The sequence below is a fragment of the Erwinia sp. JUb26 genome (genome assembly GCF_003751505.1).
Taxonomy (GTDB): domain Bacteria; phylum Pseudomonadota; class Gammaproteobacteria; order Enterobacterales; family Enterobacteriaceae; genus Erwinia.
In genome coordinates this window covers 268,263-293,762 of the sequence record NZ_RJVB01000003.1, presented here as the reverse complement: position 1 = coordinate 293,762, position 25,500 = coordinate 268,263, and the positions used below count along the sequence as shown (strand labels likewise).

The 25,500-nt window shown below is 55.7% G+C and carries 28 protein-coding genes and 2 tRNA genes; 16 read left to right on the top strand and 14 right to left on the bottom strand.

The genetic code is table 11. From position 1 onward, the window contains the following. Positions 1-31 precede the first annotated feature (31 nt). Positions 32-697, bottom strand: a complete 666-nt coding sequence (gene rutR / locus EC836_RS10020; protein WP_123332612.1) for an HTH-type transcriptional regulator RutR — start codon at positions 695-697, stop codon at positions 32-34. Between the two features lie 291 nt (positions 698-988). Here rutR and rutA point away from each other — a divergent pair, with 291 nt between their 5' ends. The 6 genes from rutA (at position 989) to rutG (ending at position 5,995) form a co-directional block, all read left to right on the top strand. Next, positions 989-2,080, top strand: coding sequence for a pyrimidine utilization protein A (gene rutA, locus EC836_RS10015; RefSeq protein WP_123332610.1), 1,092 nt, complete (start codon positions 989-991; stop codon positions 2,078-2,080). Beyond that, positions 2,080-2,826 carry a pyrimidine utilization protein B gene (rutB, locus tag EC836_RS10010; RefSeq protein WP_123332608.1) on the top strand — a complete coding sequence of 249 codons (747 nt, stop codon included), beginning with the start codon at positions 2,080-2,082 and terminating at the stop codon, positions 2,824-2,826. Before rutA ends, rutB begins: the two co-directional genes overlap by 1 nt. Positions 2,827-2,853: 27 nt before the next feature. Further along, positions 2,854-3,240, top strand: a complete 387-nt coding sequence (gene rutC / locus EC836_RS10005; RefSeq protein ID WP_123332606.1) for a pyrimidine utilization protein C — start codon at positions 2,854-2,856, stop codon at positions 3,238-3,240. Between the two features lie 11 nt (positions 3,241-3,251). Beyond that, positions 3,252-4,076: a pyrimidine utilization protein D gene (gene rutD / locus EC836_RS10000; RefSeq protein WP_123332604.1), complete on the top strand. Its 825-nt coding sequence runs from the start codon at positions 3,252-3,254 to the stop codon at positions 4,074-4,076. Continuing rightward, positions 4,061-4,573, top strand: a complete 513-nt coding sequence (rutF, locus tag EC836_RS09995) for an NADH-dependent FMN reductase RutF (RefSeq protein WP_123332602.1) — start codon at positions 4,061-4,063, stop codon at positions 4,571-4,573. Before rutD ends, rutF begins: the two co-directional genes overlap by 16 nt. A gap of 93 nt (positions 4,574-4,666) precedes the next feature. Next, a complete protein-coding gene (gene rutG / locus EC836_RS09990) occupies positions 4,667-5,995 on the top strand; it encodes a pyrimidine utilization transport protein G (protein WP_123332600.1) in 1,329 nt (442 codons plus the stop codon). Here the strand turns inward: rutG and EC836_RS09985 are convergent. Continuing rightward, entirely contained in the window at positions 5,992-6,918 is a 927-nt protein-coding gene (locus tag EC836_RS09985; protein ID WP_123332598.1) for a DMT family transporter, read from the bottom strand. The genes rutG and EC836_RS09985 overlap by 4 nt on opposite strands. 256 nt (positions 6,919-7,174) lie before the next feature. On the opposite strand from EC836_RS09985, the gene wrbA reads away from it, so the two are divergent. The 3 genes from wrbA to EC836_RS09970 all read left to right on the top strand — a co-directional run bounded on the left by wrbA (position 7,175) and on the right by EC836_RS09970 (position 9,543). After that, a complete protein-coding gene (wrbA, locus tag EC836_RS09980) occupies positions 7,175-7,774 on the top strand; it encodes an NAD(P)H:quinone oxidoreductase (RefSeq protein WP_123332596.1) in 600 nt (199 codons plus the stop codon). Between the two features lie 17 nt (positions 7,775-7,791). Continuing rightward, entirely contained in the window at positions 7,792-8,022 is a 231-nt protein-coding gene (locus EC836_RS09975; protein WP_123332594.1) for a YccJ family protein, read from the top strand. A gap of 150 nt (positions 8,023-8,172) precedes the next feature. Beyond that, positions 8,173-9,543, top strand: a complete 1,371-nt coding sequence (locus EC836_RS09970) for an NAD-dependent succinate-semialdehyde dehydrogenase (RefSeq protein ID WP_123332592.1) — start codon at positions 8,173-8,175, stop codon at positions 9,541-9,543. Between the two features lie 81 nt (positions 9,544-9,624). Here the strand turns inward: EC836_RS09970 and agp are convergent, their stop codons facing one another. The 8 genes from agp to EC836_RS09930 all read right to left on the bottom strand — a co-directional run bounded on the left by agp (position 9,625) and on the right by EC836_RS09930 (position 18,692). After that, positions 9,625-11,292, bottom strand: a complete 1,668-nt coding sequence (gene agp / locus EC836_RS09965) for a bifunctional glucose-1-phosphatase/inositol phosphatase (protein WP_123332590.1) — start codon at positions 11,290-11,292, stop codon at positions 9,625-9,627. Between the two features lie 309 nt (positions 11,293-11,601). Further along, the gene (locus tag EC836_RS09960) at positions 11,602-12,747 is read right to left on the bottom strand and encodes an FKBP-type peptidyl-prolyl cis-trans isomerase N-terminal domain-containing protein (protein WP_123332588.1); all 1,146 of its coding nucleotides are present in this window, start codon (positions 12,745-12,747) and stop codon (positions 11,602-11,604) included. Next, the gene (locus EC836_RS09955; protein ID WP_148050365.1) at positions 12,744-13,142 is read right to left on the bottom strand and encodes a hypothetical protein; all 399 of its coding nucleotides are present in this window, start codon (positions 13,140-13,142) and stop codon (positions 12,744-12,746) included. The genes EC836_RS09960 and EC836_RS09955 overlap by 4 nt, the downstream gene beginning before the upstream one ends. Positions 13,143-13,169: 27 nt before the next feature. Then, positions 13,170-13,676 carry a fimbrial protein gene (locus tag EC836_RS09950; protein WP_123332584.1) on the bottom strand — a complete coding sequence of 169 codons (507 nt, stop codon included), beginning with the start codon at positions 13,674-13,676 and terminating at the stop codon, positions 13,170-13,172. A 40-nt stretch (positions 13,677-13,716) separates the two neighbouring features. Further along, the gene (locus EC836_RS09945; protein WP_123332582.1) at positions 13,717-14,673 is read right to left on the bottom strand and encodes a fimbrial protein; all 957 of its coding nucleotides are present in this window, start codon (positions 14,671-14,673) and stop codon (positions 13,717-13,719) included. 19 nt (positions 14,674-14,692) lie between these two features. Further along, positions 14,693-15,445 (bottom strand): fimbria/pilus periplasmic chaperone, encoded by a 753-nt coding sequence (locus tag EC836_RS09940; protein ID WP_123332580.1) that lies wholly within the window; start codon positions 15,443-15,445, stop codon positions 14,693-14,695. Positions 15,446-15,447: 2 nt separating this feature from the next. Next, positions 15,448-17,973, bottom strand: coding sequence for an outer membrane usher protein (locus EC836_RS09935; RefSeq protein ID WP_158612776.1), 2,526 nt, complete (start codon positions 17,971-17,973; stop codon positions 15,448-15,450). 191 nt (positions 17,974-18,164) lie between these two features. Further along, a complete protein-coding gene (locus tag EC836_RS09930; RefSeq protein WP_123332577.1) occupies positions 18,165-18,692 on the bottom strand; it encodes a fimbrial protein in 528 nt (175 codons plus the stop codon). Between the two features lie 302 nt (positions 18,693-18,994). Here EC836_RS09930 and EC836_RS09925 point away from each other — a divergent pair, with 302 nt between their 5' ends. Then, positions 18,995-19,846 (top strand): hypothetical protein, encoded by an 852-nt coding sequence (locus EC836_RS09925; protein ID WP_148050364.1) that lies wholly within the window; start codon positions 18,995-18,997, stop codon positions 19,844-19,846. Positions 19,847-19,889: 43 nt separating this feature from the next. On the opposite strand, the gene EC836_RS09920 is transcribed toward EC836_RS09925, so the two are convergent. Both EC836_RS09920 and EC836_RS09915 read right to left on the bottom strand, forming a co-directional pair. Next, a tRNA-Ser gene (locus EC836_RS09920) sits at positions 19,890-19,977 on the bottom strand. Positions 19,978-20,337: 360 nt separating this feature from the next. Continuing rightward, positions 20,338-20,425 (bottom strand) — tRNA-Ser (locus tag EC836_RS09915). 216 nt (positions 20,426-20,641) lie between these two features. Between EC836_RS09915 and yccA the strand changes: the two genes are divergently transcribed. Both yccA and tusE read left to right on the top strand, forming a co-directional pair. Continuing rightward, positions 20,642-21,298 (top strand): FtsH protease modulator YccA, encoded by a 657-nt coding sequence (gene yccA / locus EC836_RS09910; protein WP_123332572.1) that lies wholly within the window; start codon positions 20,642-20,644, stop codon positions 21,296-21,298. A 108-nt stretch (positions 21,299-21,406) separates the two neighbouring features. Next, positions 21,407-21,733 (top strand): sulfurtransferase TusE, encoded by a 327-nt coding sequence (gene tusE, locus EC836_RS09905; RefSeq protein WP_123332570.1) that lies wholly within the window; start codon positions 21,407-21,409, stop codon positions 21,731-21,733. 3 nt (positions 21,734-21,736) lie between these two features. Here tusE and yccX read toward each other — a convergent pair whose 3' ends face one another. Beyond that, positions 21,737-22,012: an acylphosphatase gene (yccX, locus tag EC836_RS09900; protein WP_123332568.1), complete on the bottom strand. Its 276-nt coding sequence runs from the start codon at positions 22,010-22,012 to the stop codon at positions 21,737-21,739. Positions 22,013-22,101: 89 nt separating this feature from the next. On the opposite strand from yccX, the gene rlmI reads away from it, so the two are divergent. Together rlmI and hspQ are read left to right on the top strand one after the other, a co-directional pair. Then, entirely contained in the window at positions 22,102-23,292 is a 1,191-nt protein-coding gene (gene rlmI / locus EC836_RS09895) for a 23S rRNA (cytosine(1962)-C(5))-methyltransferase RlmI (protein ID WP_123332565.1), read from the top strand. Positions 23,293-23,355: 63 nt separating this feature from the next. Continuing rightward, complete coding sequence (gene hspQ / locus EC836_RS09890) at positions 23,356-23,673, top strand: heat shock protein HspQ (RefSeq protein WP_123332563.1); 318 nt, start codon at positions 23,356-23,358, stop codon at positions 23,671-23,673. Positions 23,674-23,700: 27 nt separating this feature from the next. On the opposite strand, the gene EC836_RS09885 is transcribed toward hspQ, so the two are convergent. Further along, positions 23,701-24,120 carry a CoA-binding protein gene (locus EC836_RS09885; RefSeq protein WP_123332562.1) on the bottom strand — a complete coding sequence of 140 codons (420 nt, stop codon included), beginning with the start codon at positions 24,118-24,120 and terminating at the stop codon, positions 23,701-23,703. Between the two features lie 188 nt (positions 24,121-24,308). On the opposite strand from EC836_RS09885, the gene EC836_RS09880 reads away from it, so the two are divergent. Both EC836_RS09880 and EC836_RS09875 read left to right on the top strand, forming a co-directional pair. Next, complete coding sequence (locus EC836_RS09880; RefSeq protein ID WP_123332560.1) at positions 24,309-24,953, top strand: DUF2057 family protein; 645 nt, start codon at positions 24,309-24,311, stop codon at positions 24,951-24,953. Positions 24,954-25,035: 82 nt separating this feature from the next. Continuing rightward, positions 25,036-25,494 (top strand): methylglyoxal synthase, encoded by a 459-nt coding sequence (locus tag EC836_RS09875; RefSeq protein WP_123332558.1) that lies wholly within the window; start codon positions 25,036-25,038, stop codon positions 25,492-25,494. The last annotated feature ends 6 nt before the right edge of the window (positions 25,495-25,500 follow it).

Below are 25,500 nucleotides of genomic sequence, written 5' to 3'. Positions count from 1 at the left end.
CGGACTGCCCTGCTTTAGCGGCCAACCTGGCTTAACGTACGCGTATTCCCTCAATCACCATTTTCTGCACGTTTTCCACCGTCTGATTGAAAAAGGCTTCATCGCTCAGCGTCCGGCCGGTCACGGCTTCAACCTGAGTGGCAAAATCAGCATAGTGCTGCGTGGTCGCCCACAGCATAAAAATCAAATGGTGCGGCTGAACCTCCGCCAGTTTCCCCTCGCGAACCCACTGTTCAATGATCGCCGCTTTATCTTCGACCAGATGACGTAAATCCCCTGCCAGCTCAGCCTTCAGCAGCGGCGCGCCCTGCAGCATCTCCATGCAGAACAGCCGCGAAGCCTGCGGATAATCGCGCGAGACCTCCAGCTTAAGACGAATATAGTGGCGAATCGCCTCCAGCGGATGCTGGTCGGCACGCAGCGCACGCAACGGTGCCAGCCAGACGTCCAGCAGATCTTTCAACACCGCAATGTACAGCTCTTCCTTGGAGGGGAAGTAGTACAGCAAATTGGTCTTTGATACATCGGCGCGTTCGGCCACTTTATCCAGGCTGGTGCCGTGGATGCCAAACTGCGAAAAATACTCCAGTGCCGCCGCAAGAATGGCGGAACGCTTCGCCGCAACCGCGCGTGAACGCCGCGTCGGGGCTTTAACCGGCTGTTTATCTGTCGAATTCACCGTGACTCCGTGATCCATAGGGGTTGCGGGGATAATACCAAATCACCTGAATCACACCTAATCGCAACGCTGCACTTTTATTGCGCACGGCTGCCCGTTTTTTGTGCGGTTATTTTTTATCAAATGGTCCGTTTTGACCGACTGCTCCACCTGCTGATTCACAGAGTAAAAACAACCCATTGCTTTAATTAACATTTTTAATTCTGGCATAACCTTTGCAACCTTTACTGCAATGCGCCGCTGAAATGGAAACCGCAGGAAGCAACGCAGCGCCGGGATTAAATCTTTCAATTAATCAGAGGGTTCCCTATGAAAATCGGTGTTTTTATTCCTATCGGTAACAACGGCTGGCTAATTTCCCGCAATGCGCCGCAGTACATGCCGACCTTCGAGCTGAATAAAGCCATTGTGCAAAAAGCCGAGGCCTACCACTTCGATTTTGCCCTGTCGATGATTAAGCTGCGCGGTTTTGGCGGAGAAACGGAATTCTGGGACCACAATCTGGAATCCTTTACGCTGATGGCCGGTCTGGCCGCCGTCACCTCCCGCATCGAGATCTACGCCACCGCCGCCACCCTGACGCTGCCTCCGGCCATCGTGGCGCGGATGGCCTCCACGATTGATTCCATTTCAGGCGGCCGCTTCGGCGTGAATCTGGTCACCGGCTGGCAGAAGCCCGAGTACGATCAGATGGGGCTGTGGCCGGGGGACGAGTATTTCTCCCGTCGCTATGACTATCTCACCGAGTACGTCAACGTGCTGCGCGACCTGTGGGGCACCGGTAAATCCGATCTGAAGGGTGAATTTTTCACCATGAACGACTGCCGCCTCAGCCCGCAGCCGCAGCGCCCGATGAAAGTGATCTGTGCCGCGCAGAGCGATGCCGGAATGGCTTTCTCGGCGCAGCACGCTGACTACAACTTCTGCTTCGGTAAAGGCGTCAATACGCCGACCGCCTTTGCGCCGACCGCCGCACGCATGAAGGCTGCCGCCGATGCCGCGGGACGCGATGTCGGTTCCTACGTGCTGTTTATGATTATTGCCGCCGAAACGGACGAGGCCGCGCGCGCCAAATGGGAACACTACAAAGACGGTGCCGATGAGGAAGCACTCGCCTGGCTGACCACCCAGAGCCAGCAGGATAAGCGCTCCGGCAGCGATACTAACGTCCGACAAATGGCCGATCCGACTTCGGCGGTCAATATCAATATGGGCACCCTGGTGGGTTCATGGTCTAACGTCGCCCGCATGCTGGATGAGGCCGCCACCGTTGACGGTACTCAGGGCATATTGCTGACGTTTGATGATTTCCTGCAGGGCATTGAAGATTTTGGCGAACGCATCCAGCCACTGATGCACAGCCGCGCCGAACTGACTGATATCGCAAAAGAGGTAGCATAATGAACGCGAAACGCGCCGTCGTCTGTACCACCGCCTCCACCGCGCAGGCGCTCACTCTCCCCGCCCGGCCGGAGGATATCGTTTTCCCACCGGAGCAGACCGCGCTGATCGTGGTGGATATGCAGAACGCCTACGCTACCCCCGGCGGCTATCTGGACCTGGCAGGTTTTGACGTGTCGGCGACCCGACCGGTTATCGATCGGATTAGCATTGCGGTGACCGCCGCACGCGAAGCTGGCATTCAGATTATCTGGTTCCAGAACGGCTGGGACGATAACTACGTTGAGGCCGGTGGCCCCGGATCGCCAAACTGGCATAAATCCAACGCGCTGAAAACCATGCGCCAACGCCCTGAGTTAGAGGGCACGCTGCTGGCCAAGGGGACCTGGGACTATCAGTTGGTCGATCAGCTTACCCCGCAGCCCGGCGACATCGTGTTGCCTAAACCCCGCTACAGCGGCTTCTTTAATACCGCGCTCGACAGCATGCTGCGCAGCCGCGGGATCCGCCATCTGGTGTTCACCGGCATCGCCACCAACGTCTGCGTTGAGTCGACCCTGCGCGATGGTTTCTTCCTCGAATATTTCGGCATCGTGCTGGAAGACGCGACCTATCAGGCCGGGCCGTTATTTGCCCAGCAGGCGGCGATTTTCAATATCGAAACCTTTTTCGGCTGGGTATCCAACGTTGACAGCTTCTGCGCCACGCTGAAGGCCGGTCAAAACGCGCTGCCGCAGACGGCATAACTATCACTTTCCTGAGGAAGAAGCTTCATGCCTAAAACCATTATTACCCCACCCGGCACCGGTATCCCGATAGCCCCGTTTGCCCCCGGTACGCTGGCCGACGGCATCGTGTATGTCTCCGGCACGCTGCCTTTTGATAAAGATAACAACGTTGTCCACGTCGGTGATGCGGCGGCGCAGACCCGTCACGTGCTGGAAACGATTAAAAGCGTGATCGAAACGGCGGGCGGCACGATGGATGACGTCACCTTTAACTCCATCTTTATTACCGACTGGAGCCACTACGCGGCGGTGAATGCGGTGTATGCCGACTACTTCCCCGGCGAGAAACCGGCCCGTTTCTGCATTCAGTGCGGGCTGGTGAAACCGGACGCGCTGGTTGAAATCGCCAGCGTGGCGCATATCGGAAAATAAGGAGTGCACTGATGCATATTGAACTGTCAGGCCGTAGCGATCCCGATGCCCGAACCCTCGTGCTGTCCGCCGGGCTGGGTGGACTGGGGAGTTTCTGGCTACCGCAGATGAATGCCCTTCGCGCCGCATATCGCGTGGTGGTGTATGACCAGCGCGGCACTGGTCGCAGCGCGGACAGCCTGCCTGACGGTTACAGCATGCCAGACATGGCCGACGAACTGATCGCGCTGCTCGACCGGCATGGGCTCGAACACTTCGATGTGATAGGCCATGCGCTGGGCGGGATGATCGCCATGCAGCTGGCGCTGGATCATCCGCAGCGCGTGGCAAGGATCGTGCTGGTCAACGGCTGGCTTCAGCTGGATGCCCATACCCGCCGCTGCTTTCGCGTACGTCAGGATCTGTTGCTGAACTCGGGCGTGGAGGCTTATGTCCGCGCTCAGCCACTGTTTCTTTATCCCGCCGACTGGCTGTCGGACCATCAGGAACGTATTGAAGCCGAAGATGCGCTGCATACCGCACATTTTCAGGGGATGGAGAATTTGCTTAAACGGCTGCACGCGCTGATGAGCTGTGATTACAGCGCGCTGGCGGCGCGTATCACTCAGCCGGTGCTGCTGCTGTGCTCCCGTGACGATCTGCTGGTTCCCTGGACCTGCTCCGAGCGGCTGCATGCCGCCCTGCCCAATGCCACGCTGCAGCAAATGAACTGGGGCGGCCATGCCATGAGCGTCACTGACAGTGCCACCTTTAACCACCATTTACTGAGCTGGCTGCAGCATACCGAACGCAGCCCCGAAACCGTTGATATGGAGCTGATATGGCTGAAACCCTGAATGACCCGGCGGTAGAAAAACAGCAGTTTCGTGATGCTATGTCCCGCCTTGGCGCCGCCGTAAACATTATCACCACCGACGGCCCCGCAGGGCGTGCAGGCTTTACCGCCTCGGCCGTGTGCAGCGTCACGGATTCACCGCCCACGCTGCTGGTGTGCCTGAATCGTTCCGCCTCGGTTTACGAGGTTTTCACACAGAACATGCGGCTGTGCGTCAATACGCTGGCCGCCGGTCATGAATCGCTATCCGGTCTTTTTGGCGGTAAAACCCCGATGGCGGAGCGCTTTATTGCCGCAGACTGGACAACTCAGGTGACCGGCTCACCGATCCTCAGCGGAGCGCTGGCCTCCTTCGACTGCATCGTCAGCCAGATTGTTAGCGTTGGCACCCATGACATCCTGGTCTGCGAGACCCGCGCGCTGGTGTTTGGCGACAGCCGCCGTGGTCTGATCTATTTCGATCGCCGCTATCACCCGGTCGGCGAACACAGTTTCTGATTTTTCTTCGCGGACCACCCGGTCCGCACACCTACTGGCTCACTCAGCGGCAACGCGGCCGGTCAATGCGGTTATGACACTCTGGAGAAGACGATGGCGAGTTCCTGGTTTCCTCAATGGTCGAAAAAAACGGCGTCAGCGCAGGATATTGTCGCGCCCGATGAAGCCCTGCCCGTCGGGCAAACCCTGATTATGGGCCTGCAGCACGCGGTGGCGATGTTCGGTGCCACCGTGCTGATGCCGCTGCTGATGGGGTTTGATCCCAACCTGTCGATCCTGATGTCGGGCATCGGCACCCTGCTGTTCTTCCTCGTGACCGGAGGTCGCATCCCCAGCTACCTCGGTTCCAGCGCGGCGTTCGTCGGCGTGGTGATCGCCGCCACCGGGTTTAACGGCCAGGGTATCAACCCCAACATCAGCGTTGCGCTGGGTGGAATTATTGCCTGCGGCGCGCTGTACACGCTGATCGGTTTTGTGGTGATGAAAGCGGGAACCCGCTGGATCGAAAAGCTGATGCCGCCGGTGGTCACCGGCGCGGTAGTGATGGCCATCGGCCTGAACCTGGCGCCGATTGCGGTTCGCGGCGTATCCGCTTCGATGTTCGACAGCTGGATGGCGGTGATGACCGTGATGTGCATCGGCGTGGTGGCGGTTTTTACTCGCGGCATGGTGCAGCGACTGCTGATCCTGGTCGGGCTGATTGTCGCATGGGCGATTTATGCGCTGATGACCAACGTGCTGGGTTTTGGCACGCCGGTGGACTTCAGCCCGTTGGCCGCAGCCGCCTGGTTCGGTATGCCGCAGACTACGTCACCGACGTTCAGCACTCAGGCTATCGTGATGATCGCGCCGGTGGCGGTGATTCTGGTAGCGGAAAATCTGGGCCATATTAAAGCCGTGGCCGGTATGACCGGGCGTAACCTCGATCCGTGGATGGGGCGCGCGTTCGTCGGTGATGGTCTGGCGACGATGATCTCCGGCAGCGCAGGCGGAACGGGCGTAACCACCTATGCGGAAAATATCGGGGTGATGGCCGTCACCAAGGTGTATTCGACGCTGGTCTTTGTTGCGGCGGCGCTGATTGCCATGGTGCTGGGCTTCTCGCCTAAATTTGGCGCGCTGATCCACACCATTCCGGGTCCGGTGATCGGCGGGGCGTCGATCGTCGTTTTTGGCCTGATTGCCGTGGCCGGCGCGCGGATCTGGGTGCAGAACAACGTTGATCTCAGCCACAACGGTAACCTGATCATGGTGGCGGTGACGCTGGTGCTGGGCGCGGGGGACTTCGCGCTTAAAATCGGCAGCTTTACGCTCGGCGGCATCGGTACGGCGACGTTTGGCGCGATTTTGCTCAACGCGATCCTGAGCCATAAACGCGCCGCCGCCATAAGCAACGGCAGCGCGCTGCGCCAGGACGGTTAGCCGCTATTACACTCTGCAGGCGAAGGGGATCCCTTCGCCTTTTTTTTGCGTTTCAGCTTCAGTTCGCTAATCAACACGCCCATCACAATCAGCGCGCCGCCCAGCAGGGCGATGGCCGGCAGACGCTCTCCGGCGATGCGCCCGACCACGCCTGCCCAGACCGGCTCACCGGCATAAATCACGGTGGCACGGGTCGGTGAAACGCTGCGCTGCGCCCAGTTCATCGTCACCTGAATAATCGCGCTGGCGATGCCCAGGCCCACCGCGCTGTACAGCAGGTACGGGCTCCACGCCGGAACGGACTCCCCGTTTGGGGCCATCATCAGGAAACCAAAAATTGAGGCGGCGGCCAGCTGGATGACGGTTACACGGCGCACGTCCACTTTCCCCGCACTGGCGCCGATCAGCAGGATCTCTGCCGCAATGGCCAGCGTGCTCAGCAGCGTGGCAATTTCACCGACGTTAAACGCCACCTCTCCGCCATCCGGCCCGGCCAGCAGCAGCAGTCCGCTGAACGCCAGTGCGATGCCCACCCACGACATCAGCCCCGGCATTTTGCGGAGAAACACCCACTGCATCAGCGGAACCAGCGGGACATACATGGCGGTAATAAAGGCAGATTTGCTGCTGGAGATGGTTTGCATCCCGTAGGTCTGCAGGCCGTAGCCCAGACCGATCGCAATACCGATCAGCACGCCGGCTTTGATTTCCGGCCAGGTCACCTTGCGCATAAACCGCCATGAAACCAGCCCGAGCAACAGCGCGGCAACGGCAAAGCGCACGCCGATAAAAAAGAACGGGCCGCTGACGGTCATCGCATGATGCACGGCAAGAAACGTTCCGCCCCACACCATAGTGATCAGAATAAGCACCAGCTCGCTGGTATTAACGGAGAATTTGTAACGGGAAAGTAAACCAGACATAACGCACTCTGCTGTAATTTTGGCGTCAGTTTGCGGGGTTAACGATAGCCGGTCAAGCGCCACGCGGTGCGGGCTGTTTTCAGTGACTTCAGCGCTCTCTTCTGGCCCTGACAGAATCGAAGCAAACCGACCTGCAGGCCACCCCGAAATGATTTTTAATACAAAATTGATCTGCCACCAGGCAGGTACAGAGGCATCTTCTATACTGAAAAATCAGTTAAAAAATAAACTCAGCGTTAGAGGAGCTCAGCAGCGTATGGCAAAAATTTTAGTGCTCTATTACTCCATGTACGGACATATTGAGACAATGGCGCACGCCGTTGCGGAAGGTGCCCGTAAAGTCCCTGGCGCAGAAGTGACCATTAAACGCGTGCCGGAAACGATGGACGCCGCACGCTTCGCCGAAGTTGGCGGCAAAACCGGTCAGAGCGCGGCCGAGGCCGATCCGAAAGAACTGGCGGACTATGATGCCATCCTGCTTGGCACGCCCACCCGCTTCGGCAATATGGCTGGACAGATGCGTAGCTTTCTCGATCGCACCGGCGGGCTGTGGGCTTCCGGCGCACTCTACGGCAAACTCGCCAGCGTCTTCGCCTCAACCGGTACCGGCGGCGGCCAGGAACAGACCATCACCTCCACCTGGACCACCCTCGCCCATCACGGAATGGTGATCGTTCCCATCGGCTACGGAACCCAGGAACTCTTCGATATCTCTCAGGTACGTGGCGGAACGCCGTATGGCGCGACCACCATTGCAGGCGGCGACGGTTCCCGCCAGCCCAGCGAGGAAGAACTTACTATTGCCCGCTATCAGGGCGAATACGTTGCCGGACTGGCAGTCAAACTCAACGGATAATCGCACAGGAGGCAATAATGACAACCCCACAATCCAAGGCTCATCACGTCGGAGAATGGGCAGCCCTGCGCTGCACCTCGCTGGAAATCGCCGAAGCCATTTTTGAGGTGGCTAATTATGATGAACGCCTTGCCGAACAAATCTGGGCGCAGCAGGGAAGCGACGACGTTCTGATCCGTGCCTTTGATAAAACCGAAGACGACGTGCTTACCTGGGATAACAAAGTGGTTGAACGCAAAAACGTCTGATGCATGAGGGCGGGATCATCCCGCCCTTTCTGTTTACAGCCCGCTGAGACTCGTCCGATAACCTGGCACTCCCCTCAATGTTTCTACTAAGCTTAACTCCACATTGACCTATTGGCCCATTAAGGCTGATTACCGACCAAGGAGCGTAATATGTCCTATCAGACAATCAATCCCGCGAGTAATAAGCTGATAAAATCGTGGCCAGCGCACAGCGACGAGCAGGTAGAACAGGCGCTGGCCACCGCCGATGCGTTGTATCATTCCAACTGGTCTAAAGGGGATATTCAACCGCGTTTGCAGGTATTGCAGAAGCTGGCGACGCTGATTGAGGAACGCGTGGAGGAACTGGCTACCGCGGCCAGTATCGAGATGGGTAAGCTAATTGTCCAGAGCCGGGGTGAAGTGGAACTGTGCGCGCAGATCGCGCGCTACTATGCTGAAAATGCAGAGCGTTTCCTCGCCCCGGTGCGTTATCCCAGCGAGCTGGGTGAGGCCTGGGTGGAACATCATCCGATAGGCGTTCTGGTGGCCGTTGAACCCTGGAATTTCCCCTTCTATCAGCTGATGCGCGTGCTGGCTCCTAACCTCGCCGCCGGTAATCCGGTGCTGGCAAAACACGCCCAGAATGTCCCACACTGCGCGACGCTGTTTGCCGATCTGGTCAGCAAAGCGGGTGCGCCGGAAGGCGCATGGACCAACCTGTTCGTCAGCAATGATCAAATCGCCGGGCTGATTGCCGACGACCGCGTCCAGGGTGCGGCCCTGACCGGCTCTGAACGTGCGGGCAGCGCGGTCGCGCAGCAGGCGGGAAAATATCTCAAGAAAACCACCCTTGAGCTGGGTGGCAATGACGTTTTCGTGGTGCTGGATGACTGCGATCTGGATAAAGCCGTGAAGGCCGGTGCGGGCGCGCGCCTCAGCAACTGTGGTCAGGTGTGTACCGCCGCCAAACGTTTCCTGGTGCATGAGAAGGTCGCCGAGGCGTTTATGGAAAGATTCGTTGCTGCATTCGAGGCGGTGAAGATTGGCGACCCGTTAGATGCCAGCACAACGCTTGGCCCGCTATCCTCGGCCGAAGCACGCGATCGCCTTGAAAAGCAGGTGAACCAGGCCGTTAAAGAGGGTGCGAAACTGGTGCTGGGCGGTAAGCCGGTCGACGGCGCAGGCTGCTTCTATCAGCCCACCATTCTTACCGGCATCACCCGCGATAACCCGGCCTGGTTTGCAGAGTTTTTCGGGCCGGTGGCGCAAATCTACATTGTCCGCAACGATGATGAGGTGGTGAAACTGGCTAATGATTCCCACTATGGCCTGGGAGGAGCCGTCTTTACCGGAGACATCGCTCGCGGTAAAGCGCTGGCCTCCCGAATCGAAACCGGCATGGTATATATCAACTCGGCCAGTAATACCGCGCCGGAGCTGCCGTTTGGCGGCGTCAAGCGCTCAGGCTTTGGCCGTGAGCTGTCCGATCTCGGTATTAAAGAGTTTGTGAATCAGAAGCTGGTGGTTATCAGCAAATAAGCCCTACCTTGAAAAACAGTGAAAAAAAGGCCGACACCCGGGTGTCGGCCTTTTAACGCTGGCGCGAATTTACCGCGGCTATTAGCCCGCTGAAGGCTGAGCCTGCGTTTTATCAGCACTGCCTGCAGAATCAGGCTGAGCGGTTTTGGTCTCGCTGGCTTTATCTTTGTCAGCGGCGGCTTTTTCCGCTGCCGCCTTATCAGCAGCAGCCTTTTCAGCGGCCGCTTTCTCTTTCGCTGCCTGTTCTGCAGCCGCCTTCTCGGCTGTGGCTTTCTCAGCTGCGGCTTTCTCAGCAGCCACTTTTTCCTTCACCGCTTTTTCCTGAGCGGCCTTATCTTTTGCCGCCTGTTCAGCAGCCGCTTTATCTTTGGCTTCCGTCGCGGCTTTATCCTGCGTCGCCTTCTCGGCGGCGGCCTGATCCGCAGCAGCTTTGTCGGACGCTTCCTTCGTCACGTCGGCCGCATCGGCCGAGGCGGCAACGGGCTCAGCAACCTGCATCGAGGTGCCCTGCAGCGCGGTATTCAGCACCGCAGTGAACTGATCCCACGGGCAGAATCCATTCGCGTCAGTCTGGCAGCCGGCCATTTGCAGAGTCACGCGCTTCGGCGGGTTATCCAGCGACAGCGGCTCTGCATCGCGCAGCTGCTCGGTGCTCTGGTAAACGTATTCCACCTTGACCAGCTCGCGGTTGTTTTTCTTATCCAGCCAGCGCTGGAACTGAATCATCCCACCAATCGGCGTGCGCTCGTTCTGATCCGCCAGATCGTAAGGCTTAAAGTCCAGCGCGGTCAGTAACGAGGCGATATTGGAATCATGCCCGACCATCAGGGTAACTTTCGGTGCGCTGTCTTTATCCTGGTCGATCAGCATGCTGCGGATGTAGTCCACCAGCGGTGCGGCCACTTCGCGGGCGACCAGCGGTGAGGTGAACAGCGTGTCCTGATAGCCATTTTTAATCGCCGACAGCTCTTTCCACTGCTCAGGGGTTTTGATCTGTCCCCAGGCCACCTGGTCGAGCGGCATGCCTTCGTAATACTGCAGGGTAAACGCGTCAACCAGTGAGTTACCCACTTTCAGCGGACCGGAAACTCCGGGCTCTTTGCCGCTGTCGGCGCTGAAGGTGTTCTGATTGGTGCTGGAAAGATCGCACTGCTTTTTGCCGTTGCAGGCCGCAGAGTTTTTGTAATCAATAATTTTTTCCAGGCGCTGGAAAGCGGGCTTCAGCGCCAGCTTCTCGCCTTCGGCATTCATTGCCGACAGCGCCTGCTTGTTGAAGTCTTCCGTACTGCTGGTGATAACCGGATTAAAGATCGGATCCATCGACCCCATTTCATCCTGATGGGACACCGTAACATCGCATCCCGGGAACGCGCCGGTGATAAAGAACTGTGCGGTGGCGACGGTACGCTGCAGGCTGTTAGCGTAGGCATAAATCGCGTCAGGGGAAGGACATTCGCCATCTTTTACCAGGCCCTGCTGCGCCAGCCATTCACGGGTGTAGCGCCCCATATACACTTCCAGCACGCCGCCCTTGGTGGTCAGCTGACCGCCCGGTACATCCCACTTTGGCCAGGCTTTTTTCGTTGCCTGCGCCAGCACGCTGCCGTTGTCCGCCAGCGGCGCACGCAGGTTGTGGCGGCTCATCATCAGCACCTGTTCCAGCTGGTAATCACTATCGGCTGCCCATGCGGACACGCCGGACAGTGCAGAGCATACGGCGAGTGCACAGAGACTTAACTTTTTGATCATAGGTGTATTCCATTGATTCATCAGGGTGAATAACTGGCAGATAAACGTGCAGCACAGAAGAAAATCAGCGCACAGCGCTAAGTCACCACCACCGCTCTCCGGAGAAAGCCGGGCCATTCACAATCATCATCGATATTGAGAATATAGCAGACTCTGCCCCCGGCGGTTTAGTGGCATTAGAAGATTGAAAAGAAACAAGATGTTTTCGGTAATGCTCAATCGCTCTTTCCAGCAAGAAAATAGCAGGATGTGAGCGAAAACAGAAGATGTCGTCAGCGTCAATTCGCTGCTTTATTGTCTTAGTCGTGCTCAGGATGACTTTGCCTTCGCACGGAGAGTTGGGGTATCGGCATCAAAGACATCAGAGATACGGATCTGGTAAATCATGTAAGCACCGGGAGGAATATCAGGCGGATAACCTGCCTCACCGTAGGCCAGATCCGGCGGCACCAGCAAAGTCATACTGCCATGGTTTTCCAGACGCGCCAGCGCATCGCGGAATACAGGAGGAAACTCATCAAGACGCTGCGACAAAAGCGCTCCACCTGCATCCATATCCTGGATCACCTTTCCATCCACCCGCATCTCTTTTACCGCCACTTCAATTATCGCATCGCTGGCTATCTTTCCTTTGCCGCGATAATCAATCCGGTAGCCATAGCCCATGTCGGCGGTGAGGCTACCTTTTTGCTGCATAAATGAAGCCTGATAGGCTACCCCCGTCCGGGTTTGTTGTTCGCGCATTTTTTCACGGCTGGCCGCCACCTGCCGATCGACCGCAGCCAGCGCGTCGTTTACTTCCCCGGGATTCAGTCGTGCCTGTCCGGCGAAAAGATCGCGGATGCCGGCCAGAATTGTGCGCCTGTCGCCTGGAATACCCCATTGCTGATGTTCAGACTGCATGCGCAGGATCTCATTGCCGAGCGAGATCCCCGCAGCATAGTCCTGACGTATATCCGCCTGGTTCAGCTCCTGCCGGGTTAGCGCACGGATCGGCTCGGTGGGCAGCGGCGGCAGGGTCAGTTGCTGCTTTAACGCCCCCCAACCTCTGGCCAGCGCTCCCGAGACATCGAGTTTAAGAGGCGGTTTTTTCAGCCGCTGGTTTTCCTGTTCCAGCCTCTTTTGGCGCTGTAAGGATGCCTGCAGCGCCTGATTAAGCGCTAAAAGCTGTTTGTCGTTATTCAGCCGCCAGGCTGAGGTGGTCGATTTTTCTGTTTTCGGGGCGGGCGGCGGCAACGACGTTGACCCGGGCTTCGCAGCCTTGCCGACAGCGTTCGTTTTATCCATTTCGGTCTTCGTCATCATGTGATACTGCGCGGCGAACTGTAAAATCGCCGGGATCTCCGTATCGGACGCCCTGCCCTCCGTCGCCGGATAGCCAGCGGCCGCGATCGTTAACAGACAGAGTGAAATCGTTCGTGACTGGCGCAGCCGGGTCTGACCTGAAATGTTCATGACGTGCTCCCGTCCTGTTCAATCAGTGCAGACAGCAGTGCACTATCGATCTTTGAACAAATCATGTTGGCGCGAAAGCGAAAAAAAGCGTCGCCGGTATCCTGGTTAAGGGGGCCGATCGTTTTTCGCACGCTACCGTACTTCGCTGCTCCCGCCATCAGTTGGTTAAACTCAGCCAGCAGCGAGGGATAGCGCGCAGATTGCATCACCTTCAGCGCTTCCAGTTGTTTAAAACACAGTGCCATCTGCCCACCGTCTCCGCTGCTGGCTGCCAGCGTCTCTTCTGCCTGTAATTTAGCTATCGCCTGCGGCTTCTTTGCCTGGCATCCTGCCAGCCCGAGCAGCAGCATCATCAGCGCTATGTTCCTGCCGTACGGCGTTATTAATTTCATCACCACGCTCTCCCTGATAGCTGTTCGCTATTACTGATATTCAAGATAAAAAAGGACCTGTGCCTGGAAATCTCCCGGCGCGATCGTCTGTTGCCGCCCTTTCAGAAACGCGCTGAAATGCAGCACGTTATCGCCGTCGGCGAGCGCCTGCCAGGCGATGGGCTGACCGTTGATAACCGGACGATCGTGCGGATCGCGGATCGCAATACCAAATGAAGCCTCTGTACTGCCGGGCTTAAACAACCCATCGCTGAAGGCACTGCCGCTGAACATGACCCGCACCTGATTTCTCATCTGGCGCGAGCAGCGGAGTAACCTGATACTAAAGTCCTGTGCGGGCGAGGCGCGGCCTGCGGTCAACGAGGCGCTGGCAACCTGACCAAAGTTGACCTGCAAATCCTCGTCGCCTGGCGCGACAGAACAGGGAGCATCAATGACGACGCCGCGAATGCTGATATTGCCGTAACCGTTATTGCCAACGGCGAACGCCCCTGACGAAAGCACAAGCATCAACATCACGCTGAGAAAGACTCGCATGGTATTTTCACTCCTGATTAGATTGGCTTACCGGCCAGCGTTATTGCAGGCTCATCACCAGCACGGCAGAGCCGGTAAAGGGGCCGGTGGCCATCCCACTTTTGCCTGACCCCACCAGACTGAAGGTAAAATCATCGCTTCCGGCACCGTTAACAATCTGGCTATCGATACTGTCGAACGGCTTGATCAATTTGCCCTGATGGTAGATTTCCACCCCCAGGTCAGGATTGCTGGTTTTCACCGCTGACGCGGAGAAGGCACTGGCATCGGCGGAAAGGGTCATTTTGATCGCCCAGTTGCCGTTATCTTTGCATTGATAGGGGACCGTCACCTCACGGCGAAACGGACTGGTAGCGGCACTGCGGGTTACCTGCTCTCTGGCTATCAGACCAAAATTAACATCAATGTCCTGGCTATTATTAATGGCGCAGGTCCCGGAGGTGTAGTAGGCATCATTTGCCGCCAGCACGCGCCAGTTAGCGGTAAACACGCCCCCGGCGGGAATGCTCCATTTGTACAGTTGCAGACTCGCCACCACCGTCCCTGCCTTGATGTATACCCCTTTACCCGGACGGTCTTTCAGCTGATAAAACGCCTTAACCTGCAGATCATGCCAGTTACTATCTCGCAGGTCGTAAACCATCAGCGCTGACGTGATGGGGTTCAGATGCCGCTGTCCCTGCACTTCCAGCCCACTGCTGAAGTTGGCGTCAAGTGAAGTCTGATAGCTACCGGCATTGATGCGCATGTAGTCGACATAACGATTGGGAATCGTGTTCTGGCACTGAAAATAGTTAGCCAGATCGAAGATCACCACATCGCCTATCATGATTTCCGGGGATAGATTCACCGTTACATCAATATTGCGCTGGCCGACGGCATCAAACGCCCGGCCATCACGTTTATCAATGCAGGAAAATGCCGCGCTCTCATTGGAAAACAACAGTACCAGCGTAGTGAAAAGAACATATGGCAGTAAAAAAAATCGCATCGTCATAACGCTTCCCTGTCTGGCATCAGCCCTTGTTCAGCACATCTGCCACGCTGCACTCCGACGACGCGCAGCGGAAAATCAGCGTTGAGCGGCCGCCGAAGTCGTTAACGTATTTCAATACTGGCGTGTCCCCCAGCTGCGCAATGCTGGCGCTCAACGGCTCACTGGCACGCGGCACCACCATTATCGGTTCGAATCCCTTTACCGACGGACCATCCACGCGGCCAGACGCTTCAACAATCGTGACGTAGTAACCCGTGGGATTATTCAGCCGGTAACGACCTCCCTCACGGATTAGGGTGAGTTGCTTTTGTACCGGCGACTGGTAGCCGGACGCCGACACTTTTAGCGCCGCCGGGCGGAAGAAAAGCTTGATCCGCGTTTGCAGGGCGATTTGCAGCGTGTTGGGCTTGTCGCTGCGCGGGGGGATTTCGCGCAGGTTAAAATAAAACAGCGTTTCCTTGTCCTGCGCCAGCAGATTGATCGCCGGCAGTGCCTGGATTTTAAGCTGGCTTTTTTCCCCCGGTTCAATGCGCTGTACCGGCGGCAGGGTGATCAGTGGTGTCGTCACCTTGTTATGGCGTTCATCCTCAATCCAGGCCTGCGCCAGATAAGGCAGGCGTGGGTTTTCATTTGCCACCGACAGGCTGACAGACTGATTACCCGCGTCCACGATCACTCTCGTTCTGTCCAGCGCAATAGCAGCCTGAGATCCGGTTGAAACGAGCACCATGCCCGTGAGGCACAGTCGCCCCGCTGTTTGCCAAAAGGCCATGTTTAATCCTCTTCTTTTTTTGCCATCGGCAAAGTATCCCCGCAGGGAAGTAATAAATTAGCCAGTACGTCGCGGTTCAGCCGCTGCGGTAACGACAGTACACACTGCGGTCGTCCGTCCCAGTGCACGGACATTGATTCACCCGCACGAATGCCGCTGAGATAAACGCTTCCGTTATCGGCAACCAGTCCAACCTGCTGCTGCCGGGCGTTACGCACTTCGGCACCAAAGGGCGGCACGGAACCGTTAGCCAGACGGATCACCGCCATCGCTTTTTCTCCGGCAACCACCGAGAAATGGCGATAGCCAATGGCGCCTTCCGTGAGCGTGGCCTGGGCGACGGACGAAGCAACATCGGCATTCTCCGGTAACCTGTTGATGTCTATGCTCACCTGGTTGCGGTAGTAGCTGCTCATATCCGGGATCACCAGTTTGCCCGCGCTGTTACTCCACACCAGATTGCCACCGCCGCTGACCGGGATATGGCTGACACCATCGGTATCAAGCATCAGACGCGTACCGCCGGCGGAGTTTTGTCTGTGAAGGGCAACTCCCTGTGGCGTCGCCGTCAGCCCGCCTTTCAGTGAACCGCTCAGGGTGCTGTATCGGTTCTGTTGATAGTTCATGCTGCCGGTCAGCTGCGCCAGGCTCCCGTCACGCTGGTAGTACCCTCCCGCTTCCAGGCCGTTTCGGCTCCTTCCGCTGCTGATGCTGTAGTTATCCCCGTTTTCAAGACGGTTTGAATAACCCACCTGATGGCTGCTGCGATCGCTGCTCATCGACCCGCTATAGCTAAGCGTGCCGCTGTTAGCCAGCGGGACCGACAGCGAGAGGTAAACCCCATCGTCACGATTCCCGCTGTATCGATTGCGGTAGGCGGAAACCGACAGGCTGAGGTTGCGCCACATCAGGAAATCGAAATAGCGGGAGAATGCCACGCTGAAGCGTTCGCTGTCCGGCCGGTCCCACCAGGTTTGCCGGTTGTAACTGAGTTGAGCACTGGTCGCCAGCGGACGGATATCCTGGGCCAGGGTGACGGTATACATCTCTTTACTATTGCCGGTATTGCGGCCGGTATCGGCATGCTGCCGGGCATCCACATAGTCGCCCATTGACATAAACTGGCGTTCGGAAAAACGATAGCCGGCAAAGGTGACCTGGCTGCCATAGTCGTCAAATCGCTTGGAGTAACTGAGGCGATAGGAGTTGCCGGTCAGCGTTTCACCACCGGGAAGACGAGCGTTAGAGCGGGTCACATCCAGTGCCATGGCACCAAACGCCAGTAAGTCCCGCCCGATACCCGCGGCCAGCGCTTGGTAGTTATCGCTGCCGATCGTCCCGCCATAAAGCGACCAGCCGCTGTTGATACCCCAGGAAAATTCACCACTGACGAATGCTGAACCCTGAGCGGTATGATTCCAGTTCACTGGGCGGCCCAGTGCAATTTTGTAACGAACGCGTCCCGGCCGCGTCAGGTAAGGAATGCTGGCGGTATTCATGCTGAAGGTCTGGACTGAGCCATCTTCCTCTTCAATACGGACATTCAGTTCTCCCCGCACGGCGTCATTTATGTCCTGAATGCGGAAGGGGCCTGCAGCGACCTGGGATTCATACAGGACGCGCCCCTGATGCATCACGATCACCCGCGCATTGGTCCGCGCCACGCCGGTTATCTCCGGAGCATAACCTCGAAGATTGGGCGGCAACATATTGTCATCGGTCCTAATGCTGGCCCCGGCAAAGCGAAAACTGTCGAAAATGTCAGAGACCAGATAGTCCTCACCAACGACCAGTTTTGCTTCAAGCTGAGGGAGTGCGCGATAGGCGTAATATCGCGTCCAGTCGAAGTTGCGTCGCTTTTCAGTCCCGTCGTTCTCCTGTCGTCCCTGCCAGTCTGCGCGCAGGCGCCAGGTCCCGGCATTGGCGCCCACGGTCCCGGTACCACCCAGATTCCGGCTGTCGCTGCCGCGCTGATTGAAGCGCACCTGACTGTTAATGCTGTAGTCCAGCAGAATGCCCGGGATGCCGTTATCCCATCGTGAAGGCGGGTCCCAGTTTTCCGAACGGTATTCCAGCCAGGCCTGTGGCAGGCCGATCTGAAGCGTGGCAGTCGCGAGGTCTCCACGCGCCTGCATACCTTTCAAACTACGGGTATCCAGGCACTGTTCGTTGTGCCACCAGCGGAGGTGTTCGCTGGCGGAAGCGCGCAGGCCAAACGTCTGCACCAGAGGTGCCGTCAGACACGGCAAACTGCTGCCCTGGCGATCGTCGGCCAGGAAGAAATCGATCTCATGTTCCCGCAGCGCATCCCTATTCAGGCGCACGTTCATCGTATAGCGCCCGGGCATGATGTATCCCTTATGGGTAAAACGGCTGAGGTCGATGTTCTTGCGATCCTGAACATCCATGACGTCGGTATTAAACTGAATTTCGTCGCTGCTGCCGTGACCGGACACCGATACCATGACCAGACAGAGCGGAAATGCCATTTTCCCGTAATACCTTCTGGTGGCTTTTCTACTGGTCATAACGTTTACGATGTCCTTATCGGCAGCGGCGCTTTCCCCCTCGCCTGAGGGTGACGGGGAATAAATGCGGATTGACGGGTGCTTTCAGGCCTCACTACCGGTGAACCAAATTTGGGGACATCCCTATTCAGATACCGGCAGGAGGCCTGGCAGCTCCCGAAACGTCACAGCATCGACGGTTCGGGGAAAACTTACGGGTAGGCCAGGGTAAAGTTGGCCACGGAGGTGAAAGCACCGGTGCCGACGGCTACCGGAGCGTCGGTGGTACCGTCTCCTTTCAGCGCCGCGGAGAACTGCAGGCTGTTATTGGTACCGTTCAGAATTTGAGCATCGGTTGCGGTTCCCAGCTCGACTTTCTTACCACTGCCGTCACGCAGCAAAATGCTGGCACCGGACGCTTCGCCGGTAATGCCCAGACGCCCGTCTGCGCCAGATTTACCGGTGAACGTTGCGGTCACGGTATGGCGGGTTGCATCATCACAGTTCTGCAGATCGATCGTAAAAGGTACGGCTGTTTGTTCGCCACCAGCGGCCAGCAGCGTATTCGAAACCTGACCCAGAGAAACTTTCAGATCGTCTGCGCCAGGTGCAATTGAGCATGGTGCATTAACGATGGAACCGCTAAATGTGACTTTACCATTACCTTGATCGGCGGCATTCGCAATATTCGCCACACTCAAAGTCAATAGCGAAATAATGGCAACCTTTGTCATCTTCATTTTGATATCCTTGATTAAATTTCAGCTAACAGATTTGTATGCACTAGAAAAGAACGAAATTAAAAATCTCCATCTCGTTTAACATCTGTATTACCTTGTCCAGCAGCCGCAATACTATTCATCCAAACAAATATGTCACTGTCCTTTTTTGTTGCCATTTAAAAACCAATAAAAACATAACATTAATTAATCATTCTTACTGGATTCGTATCCATTAATGCTTTAATACACGGGTTTTGTTGACAGTGGAGATTATCTTAAATAAGATAATTCTTAGTTCATCAGAAATAACAAAGGGCCAAATGCCATTTATTAGCAAAAGAAAGTTAGAGTTAGAGACGGAAATCAAAGGACGAGCAAAAGAATTACGGGAGAAAAGTAACCTTAACGATGCTATAAAATGCCATTATGAATTGTTAACTAAATTATACTTAACGAACCCGCTATATTTTAAAACGCTATTCAAAGCCAATCGTTTTATCGTCGGTTCAGCAATCCTGGGGATTTATTACACGCGGAGCAGCAGTACATTTAAAGACGTCCGCCGCTTTTGTATTGCTAACGATTTGTTTAGCAGCAATGCTCTGGACTCTTTCCTGCTGTTCCTTCGGGTCAGCCAGCGGCTTGAAGTTTTTCGGGACGAGGACGACAGGCGTAAGCTGAACTACAAACCCACGGAAAAAGCCCTTAACGAAACCAGGCGAATGATTAATACCATGCTGCGCCCCTGCTCGCTGCTATCGGCCGATTGTGATGCGGATTTCTATTTGCGTCAGGATGACTTTATCCCGCGATTTTTTCGAAACTATGGGGAAATAACGCTTAATCGCCTGTTTATTCATGACATGGTTCCCGGAAGTGGCGAATTTTTGAGCCATGATGGGGGACATATGATGATGTTTAATCTGTTTCAGGAGAGCATTAAACAGGGAAGTCTGGATGTGAAATATAACCTGCTGAAGGCTTCATTTGCCTGCTGCGTATCGCGATCGCTGATCCGTCGCTGCCTGCAGGCTGCCGCCAGCCGACAACTGCTGACGATTAGGGAAGATAAGAATACCGTTACGCTGAAACCGGAATTTATGACGATGGTGCAGGACTATTTTTGCATCTATCTGGCAACCGTTGAATACGGTTTGAAGGGGATGGACTAAAACAAAAAACCCCGAGCTTCTTCAAGCTCGGGGTCAGAATGGATGGTGGAAGCGTAGAGATTCGAACTCTAGAACGGTTTCCCGTCGCCGGTTTTCAAGACCGGTGCCTTCAGCCACTCGGCCACGCTTCCACACGGTATCAGCTTTGGCTAAGGTGCCGCTAACTGATGGAGCGCAGTATAGGGGGAGTTTTTTCGTTTGCCAAGATTATTTTTCGCTATTTTGTTGATTTTGTGAACATTTGAATTCTTTTGGCTGTTTTGCAGGCAGCCCACACGGTAAACGATTATAAATCCGACGGTTTTGGGTCCCGGCCCAGTGATGTCACAGAAGACACGGTAGCAAAACAGAGGCAGAGGCAGAGGCAGAGGCAGAGGCAGAGGCAGAGGCAGAGGCAGAGGCAGAGGCAAGCTAAACGGCCTGATTTGTGCCGGCAAATTTATTCTGCACATAGCAAAACGGGCCAGCTTTCGCTGACCCGTAGAATGAGGTGGTGGAAGCGTAGAGATTCGAACTCTAGAACGGTTTCCCGTCGCCGGTTTTCAAGACCGGTGCCTTCAGCCACTCGGCCACGCTTCCACAATGGGGCGCACTATAAACATCCCGACCTGGCTTGTAAAGCAGGTTTTGTTGCGCTTGCCTGAAAAATCAGCGAAAGCGATGCGTTCGCTGTGATATTCGCCAATCTGCTCAAGTTATCAGCGTTTTAGCGAGTAAAGAAGGGTAAAACATCTTTTCCAATCGCCCTTCCCTCTTTATTCTCTCTGGTATTTTAGTGACCCTGAGAGGTGCTTTATGGATCGCATAGTTTATTCCGCTCGCGAACGCTCGCTGTTGAGCACGCACAAAGTATTACGCAATACCTATTTCCTGCTGGGCCTGACGCTGGCGTTTTCCGCGCTGACCGCCACGCTGAGTACCGTATTTGCGCTGCCATCACCAGGTTTGATTCTGATGCTGGTTGGCTTCTACGGTCTGATGTTCCTGACCTATCGTCTGGCTAACAGCCCGGCGGGTATTCTGGCCGCGTTTGCCTTTACCGGCTTCCTTGGCTATTGCCTGGGTCCAATCCTGAACTCCTTCCTGTCTGCAGGCATGGGTGATGTGATTGGTCTGGCGCTGGGCGGTACCGCGCTGGTGTTCTTCTGCTGTTCCGCCTACGTGCTGACCACCCGTAAAGACATGTCGTTCCTGTCCGGTATGCTGATGGCAGGTTTTGTTGTCCTGCTGATTGCGGTAGTGGCCAACATCTTCCTGAACATTCCGGCGCTGCACATGGCAATCAGCGTGCTGTTTGTACTGTTCTCTACCGGTGCCATCCTGTGGGAAACAAGCAACATTATTAACGGCGGCGAGACCAACTATATACGCGCCACCGTCAGCCTGTACGTTTCTATCTATAACATCTTCGTCAGCCTGTTGAGCCTGCTGGGCATGTCCCGCAGCAACTAATTCTGACCTGATGTGAATAAAGCCCCGCTTATGCGGGGCTTTATTTTTTGCGGCGGAAAAGTTTGTTAAACTCCGCCGCAGAATGAATCAGGCAGCAGAGGCAATAAAGTGCAATTCGAAGGCAGAGAAATTGAGCGCGACACGCAGGGCTATCTGAAATCCACCGCGGACTGGAGCGAGGCGCTGGCTCCGCTGCTGGCGGAGGAAGAAGCCATTGAACTAAGCGACGCACACTGGGAGGTCGTTCGATTCGTTCGCGAATTTTATCTGGAGTTTAATACCTCTCCGGCGGTACGCATGCTGGTAAAGGCCATGGCGCAGAAGTACGGTGAGGAAAAAGGCAACAGCCGCTATCTTTTCCGACTGTTCCCCAAAGGCCCCGCCAAACAGGCAACAAAGATTGCCGGTTTACCCAAGCCCGCCAAGTGCCTGTAAGCGCTAACCGGTTGTGAACCCCTTTAGCGTAGGAGGCTGGCAGGGTTCCGTCAGTACGCGGTCAACCCTTGCGCTGCGCGGTCCCCCAGCCTTAAGCCAGCCGAGCAGCGTATCAATCTGCTCCTGCTCACCGCACATCAACACCTCGACGCTGCCGTCATCAAGATTTTTCGCATAGCCCGTCAATCCCAGCGCTTTTGCTTCGTGCTGGGTGCTGTAACGAAAGCCGACGCCCTGTACCCTGCCGTGAACCCAGGCCCGCAGGCCGATAGTCGCCATTTTTTCTCCTTATCTTCGCCACTGATTGCTTTTTCCCAGTCAGCACCGGACAATATCGCCTGATTCTCTGAGTATAAGTATAACTGACTATGACTGTTCGTTTGATTCTTGCCAAAGGGCGTGAAAAGTCCTTACTTCGTCGCCATCCGTGGGTGTTCTCCGGGGCTATTGCCCGCATGGAAGGGAAAGCCCAGTCGGGTGAAACTATTGATGTCTGCGACAGCCAGGGTAAATGGCTGGCGCGTGCCGCCTGGTCCCCACAATCGCAGATCCGTGCCCGCGTCTGGAGCTGGGAGCAGGATGAATCGATTGATATCGACTTTTTCGTTCGCCGTCTACAGGCCGCGCAGCAGCTGCGCGACTGGCTGGCGCACCGCGATAATCTTGATAGCTACCGCCTGATCGCCGGAGAATCCGACGGTCTGCCGGGGATCACCATCGACCGTTTTGGCAACTTCCTCGTGCTGCAGCTCCTGTCTGCCGGCGCGGAGTACCAGCGTGCCGCGCTGATCACCGCGCTGCAAACCTGCTATCCGGGCTGCGCTATTTACGATCGCTCCGACGTTAGCGTTCGTAAAAAAGAAGGTCTGGAACTGACCCAGGGGGTTGTGCTGGGTGAAACGCCACCGGAACTGCTGCCGATTACCGAACACGGTATGAAACTGCTGGTGGATATTCAGACCGGCCATAAAACCGGCTATTACCTCGATCAGCGCGACAGTCGCCTGGCCACCCGCCGCTACGCGGAAGATCGCCGCGTGCTGAACTGCTTCTCCTACACCGGTGGTTTCGCAGTTTCTGCCCTGATGGGCAACTGCCGTGAGGTGATCAGCGTGGATACATCGCAGGCGGCACTGGATGTGGCAAAACAGAACGTTGAACTAAACGGTCTGGATCTGAGCAAAGCCCAGTTCCTGCGCGATGACGTGTTCAAGCTGCTGCGTCGCTATCGCGATGAAGGCGAGAAATTCGATCTGATTGTGATGGACCCGCCTAAGTTTGTTGAGAATAAAAATCAGTTGATGGGCGCGTGTCGTGGCTACAAAGATATTAATATGCTGGCAATGCAGTTGTTGAACCCGGGCGGTATGCTGATGACCTACTCCTGTTCCGGTCTGATGCCTACCGAGCTGTTCCAGAAAATTATCGCCGATGCCGCCGTCGACGCTAAGCGCGACGTACAGTTTATTGAGCAGTTCCGCCAGGCCGCCGATCACCCGGTTATTTCCAGCTATCCTGAAGGACTTTACCTGAAAGGGTTCGCCTGCCGCGTGCTGTGACTTGAAAAATGCTGCCTTTGCCTCCATACAGTGAGGTAGGGGCAACGTTTCAGGAGGTCACCCATGATTGCCAGCAAATACGGTATTGGTCAGCAGGTTCGTCATCAGCTGCTGGGTTTTTTGGGCGTGATAGTCGATGTGGATCCCCAGTATTCACTGAAAGAATCGGTCAGTGAAGATATCAGCGGCAGCGAAGCGCTGCGTGCCGCGCCCTGGTATCACGTGGTGATGGAAGATGAAGAAGGCCAGACGGTGCATACCTATCTGGCGGAAGCACAGATTTCCTGGGAACAGCCGGGGGAACATCCCGACCAGCAGTCGTTAGATGAGCTGGCGCTATCTATCCGCCAGCAGTTGCAGTCGCCAAGCCTGAGAAACTAATTTAAAGCCCTGCTTAAGCAGGGTTTTTTATGCGCTCTTTGCTAAACCGAGGCGCGGGATTTCTATTTTCGGGCAGCGATCCATCACAACGGTTAACCCGGCATCGGCCGCCAGCACCGCAGCCTGTTCGTTGATAACGCCAATTTGTAACCAAAGCGTTTTCGCACCGATGGCGATGGCTTCCTGTGCAATCCCCCATGCCGCCTCGGCGTTACGGAACACATCCACCATGTCTACCGGCTGAGGAATGTCTTTTAGCTCCGCATAGACCGTTTGCCCCAATAACTCCTGACCGGCCAGTTTAGGGTTAACCGGGACGACGTCGTAACCCTGTGAAAGAAGATATTCCATAACGTGAAAAGCTGGGCGCTGCGCGTTATCAGTGGCCCCCACCAGGGCGATGGTTTTGCTGCTGGTCAGAACATTGATAATCTTTTTATCATCCATTTTTTTCTCCGGTTCGGGTTAACGGCCTGTATTTTCTCATTATGACTGATTCACTACTCTCAGTATCGACACTTCCGCAATTCACGATCAATAGCACGATTAAGTGTGTTTAAATGTTAATATGATGCCATACTGAAAGACTTTGATACATTCGACGTTTTCTCACCGTTTGCTCGTCTGGAGTAAGAATGAAGCTGTTTAAGGTCATAACCGGGCTGGTCATTATGCTGATTGTCTCTGCTGCGCAGGCAACCACGCTTAAGCTTTCTGCCGATATTGACCTTTTGGTTCTGGACGGGCACAAGATTTCCGGTTCTCTGCTTAAAGGCGCTGACGGCTTAGAACTGGACCGCGGTGAGCATCAACTGCTGTTTCGCGTGGAGAAATCGTTTCATCTTCCCGCCCACAGCCCGGTCACCTGGGTTTCTGCCCCGCAGATTGTGACGTTTACCGCGCGTAGTCGTTCGGTGCTGATCCAGCTTCCGCCGCTGGCTTCGGTACGCGAAGTCAGAATGTTCGATAAGAAACCGCAGTTTACGTTAGTCGATGAGAAAGGTGCTGAAATCGCCAATAAGCGCGACTTTCTGGCCGTCACCACCAGCGGTGATTTTGAACAGGCGATGATTCACTATAACCTGAACGGAGAAAGCGCCTCGGTGCCACGTTTTGCGCATTCGGGTAAACATACTGCCCTCAATGCGGCGCAGGAGCAGGATCTTGCCCTCGATCGCCGTTCTTCAGCAGAAAGAATGCTGCATCTGTGGTATCAGCAGGTTGATGCTGCCACCCGCCAGCGTTTTATTACGTTGATGAAAGCCTTACATACCAGTTGATATCCGTTTAACCGCAACGTTACACTCAACTTTCTGTTTATTTGACGTTTCTGCCGTTACCCTACATAGCCAGGATATCTGAATGGACCAGACCACTCGTAAGATACAGCCGCAAAAGCATATTGCGCTGGTCGCTCATGACCACTGTAAAAACTCCCTGATGGAATGGGTCAGTCTTCACAGAGATAAGCTGCAGCCTCATACGCTGTATGCCACCGGCACAACCGGTAATCTGGTGCAGCGCGCAACCGGCCTGCCGGTTACGGCGATGCTCAGCGGCCCGATGGGCGGCGATCAGCAGGTCGGTGCGCTGATCTCAGAAGGGAAAATCGATCTGTTGATTTTCTTCTGGGATCCGCTGAACGCCGTGCCGCACGACCCGGATGTTAAAGCGCTGCTGCGTCTGGCTACCGTGTGGAATATCCCGGTGGCAACCAACCGCGCCACCGCTGACTTTATTATCCACTCACCGTTGTTCGATCGGCAGGTTGAAATCCAGATACCGGATTATGAGCGCTACCTGCAGCAGCGCCTGAAGTAACCGTTT

What these genes read in the sequence shown, in the direction of transcription:
- EC836_RS09940 (WP_123332580.1), bottom strand. Translation starts at nt 15,445, where the DNA reads ATGGCCTTTTGGCAAACAGCGGGGCGACTGTGCCTCACGGGCATGGTG.
- EC836_RS09960 (WP_123332588.1), bottom strand. Translation starts at nt 12,747, where the DNA reads ATGAACATTTCAGGTCAGACCCGGCTGCGCCAGTCACGAACGATTTCA.
- rutF (WP_123332602.1), top strand. Translation starts at nt 4,061, where the DNA reads ATGGCTGAAACCCTGAATGACCCGGCGGTAGAAAAACAGCAGTTTCGT.
- wrbA (WP_123332596.1), top strand. Translation starts at nt 7,175, where the DNA reads ATGGCAAAAATTTTAGTGCTCTATTACTCCATGTACGGACATATTGAG.
- EC836_RS09885 (WP_123332562.1), bottom strand. Translation starts at nt 24,120, where the DNA reads ATGGATGATAAAAAGATTATCAATGTTCTGACCAGCAGCAAAACCATC.
- EC836_RS09925 (WP_148050364.1), top strand. Translation starts at nt 18,995, where the DNA reads ATGCCATTTATTAGCAAAAGAAAGTTAGAGTTAGAGACGGAAATCAAA.
- EC836_RS09985 (WP_123332598.1), bottom strand. Translation starts at nt 6,918, where the DNA reads ATGTCTGGTTTACTTTCCCGTTACAAATTCTCCGTTAATACCAGCGAG.
- hspQ (WP_123332563.1), top strand. Translation starts at nt 23,356, where the DNA reads ATGATTGCCAGCAAATACGGTATTGGTCAGCAGGTTCGTCATCAGCTG.
- rutG (WP_123332600.1), top strand. Translation starts at nt 4,667, where the DNA reads ATGGCGAGTTCCTGGTTTCCTCAATGGTCGAAAAAAACGGCGTCAGCG.
- EC836_RS09875 (WP_123332558.1), top strand. Translation starts at nt 25,036, where the DNA reads ATGGACCAGACCACTCGTAAGATACAGCCGCAAAAGCATATTGCGCTG.
- EC836_RS09930 (WP_123332577.1), bottom strand. Translation starts at nt 18,692, where the DNA reads ATGAAGATGACAAAGGTTGCCATTATTTCGCTATTGACTTTGAGTGTG.
- EC836_RS09950 (WP_123332584.1), bottom strand. Translation starts at nt 13,676, where the DNA reads ATGCGAGTCTTTCTCAGCGTGATGTTGATGCTTGTGCTTTCGTCAGGG.
- EC836_RS09945 (WP_123332582.1), bottom strand. Translation starts at nt 14,673, where the DNA reads ATGACGATGCGATTTTTTTTACTGCCATATGTTCTTTTCACTACGCTG.
- EC836_RS09970 (WP_123332592.1), top strand. Translation starts at nt 8,173, where the DNA reads ATGTCCTATCAGACAATCAATCCCGCGAGTAATAAGCTGATAAAATCG.
- rutA (WP_123332610.1), top strand. Translation starts at nt 989, where the DNA reads ATGAAAATCGGTGTTTTTATTCCTATCGGTAACAACGGCTGGCTAATT.
- yccA (WP_123332572.1), top strand. Translation starts at nt 20,642, where the DNA reads ATGGATCGCATAGTTTATTCCGCTCGCGAACGCTCGCTGTTGAGCACG.
- rutR (WP_123332612.1), bottom strand. Translation starts at nt 697, where the DNA reads ATGGATCACGGAGTCACGGTGAATTCGACAGATAAACAGCCGGTTAAA.
- agp (WP_123332590.1), bottom strand. Translation starts at nt 11,292, where the DNA reads ATGATCAAAAAGTTAAGTCTCTGTGCACTCGCCGTATGCTCTGCACTG.
- yccX (WP_123332568.1), bottom strand. Translation starts at nt 22,012, where the DNA reads ATGGCGACTATCGGCCTGCGGGCCTGGGTTCACGGCAGGGTACAGGGC.
- rutC (WP_123332606.1), top strand. Translation starts at nt 2,854, where the DNA reads ATGCCTAAAACCATTATTACCCCACCCGGCACCGGTATCCCGATAGCC.
- EC836_RS09975 (WP_123332594.1), top strand. Translation starts at nt 7,792, where the DNA reads ATGACAACCCCACAATCCAAGGCTCATCACGTCGGAGAATGGGCAGCC.
- rutB (WP_123332608.1), top strand. Translation starts at nt 2,080, where the DNA reads ATGAACGCGAAACGCGCCGTCGTCTGTACCACCGCCTCCACCGCGCAG.
- rutD (WP_123332604.1), top strand. Translation starts at nt 3,252, where the DNA reads ATGCATATTGAACTGTCAGGCCGTAGCGATCCCGATGCCCGAACCCTC.
- rlmI (WP_123332565.1), top strand. Translation starts at nt 22,102, where the DNA reads ATGACTGTTCGTTTGATTCTTGCCAAAGGGCGTGAAAAGTCCTTACTT.
- EC836_RS09935 (WP_158612776.1), bottom strand. Translation starts at nt 17,973, where the DNA reads ATGACCAGTAGAAAAGCCACCAGAAGGTATTACGGGAAAATGGCATTT.
- EC836_RS09880 (WP_123332560.1), top strand. Translation starts at nt 24,309, where the DNA reads ATGAAGCTGTTTAAGGTCATAACCGGGCTGGTCATTATGCTGATTGTC.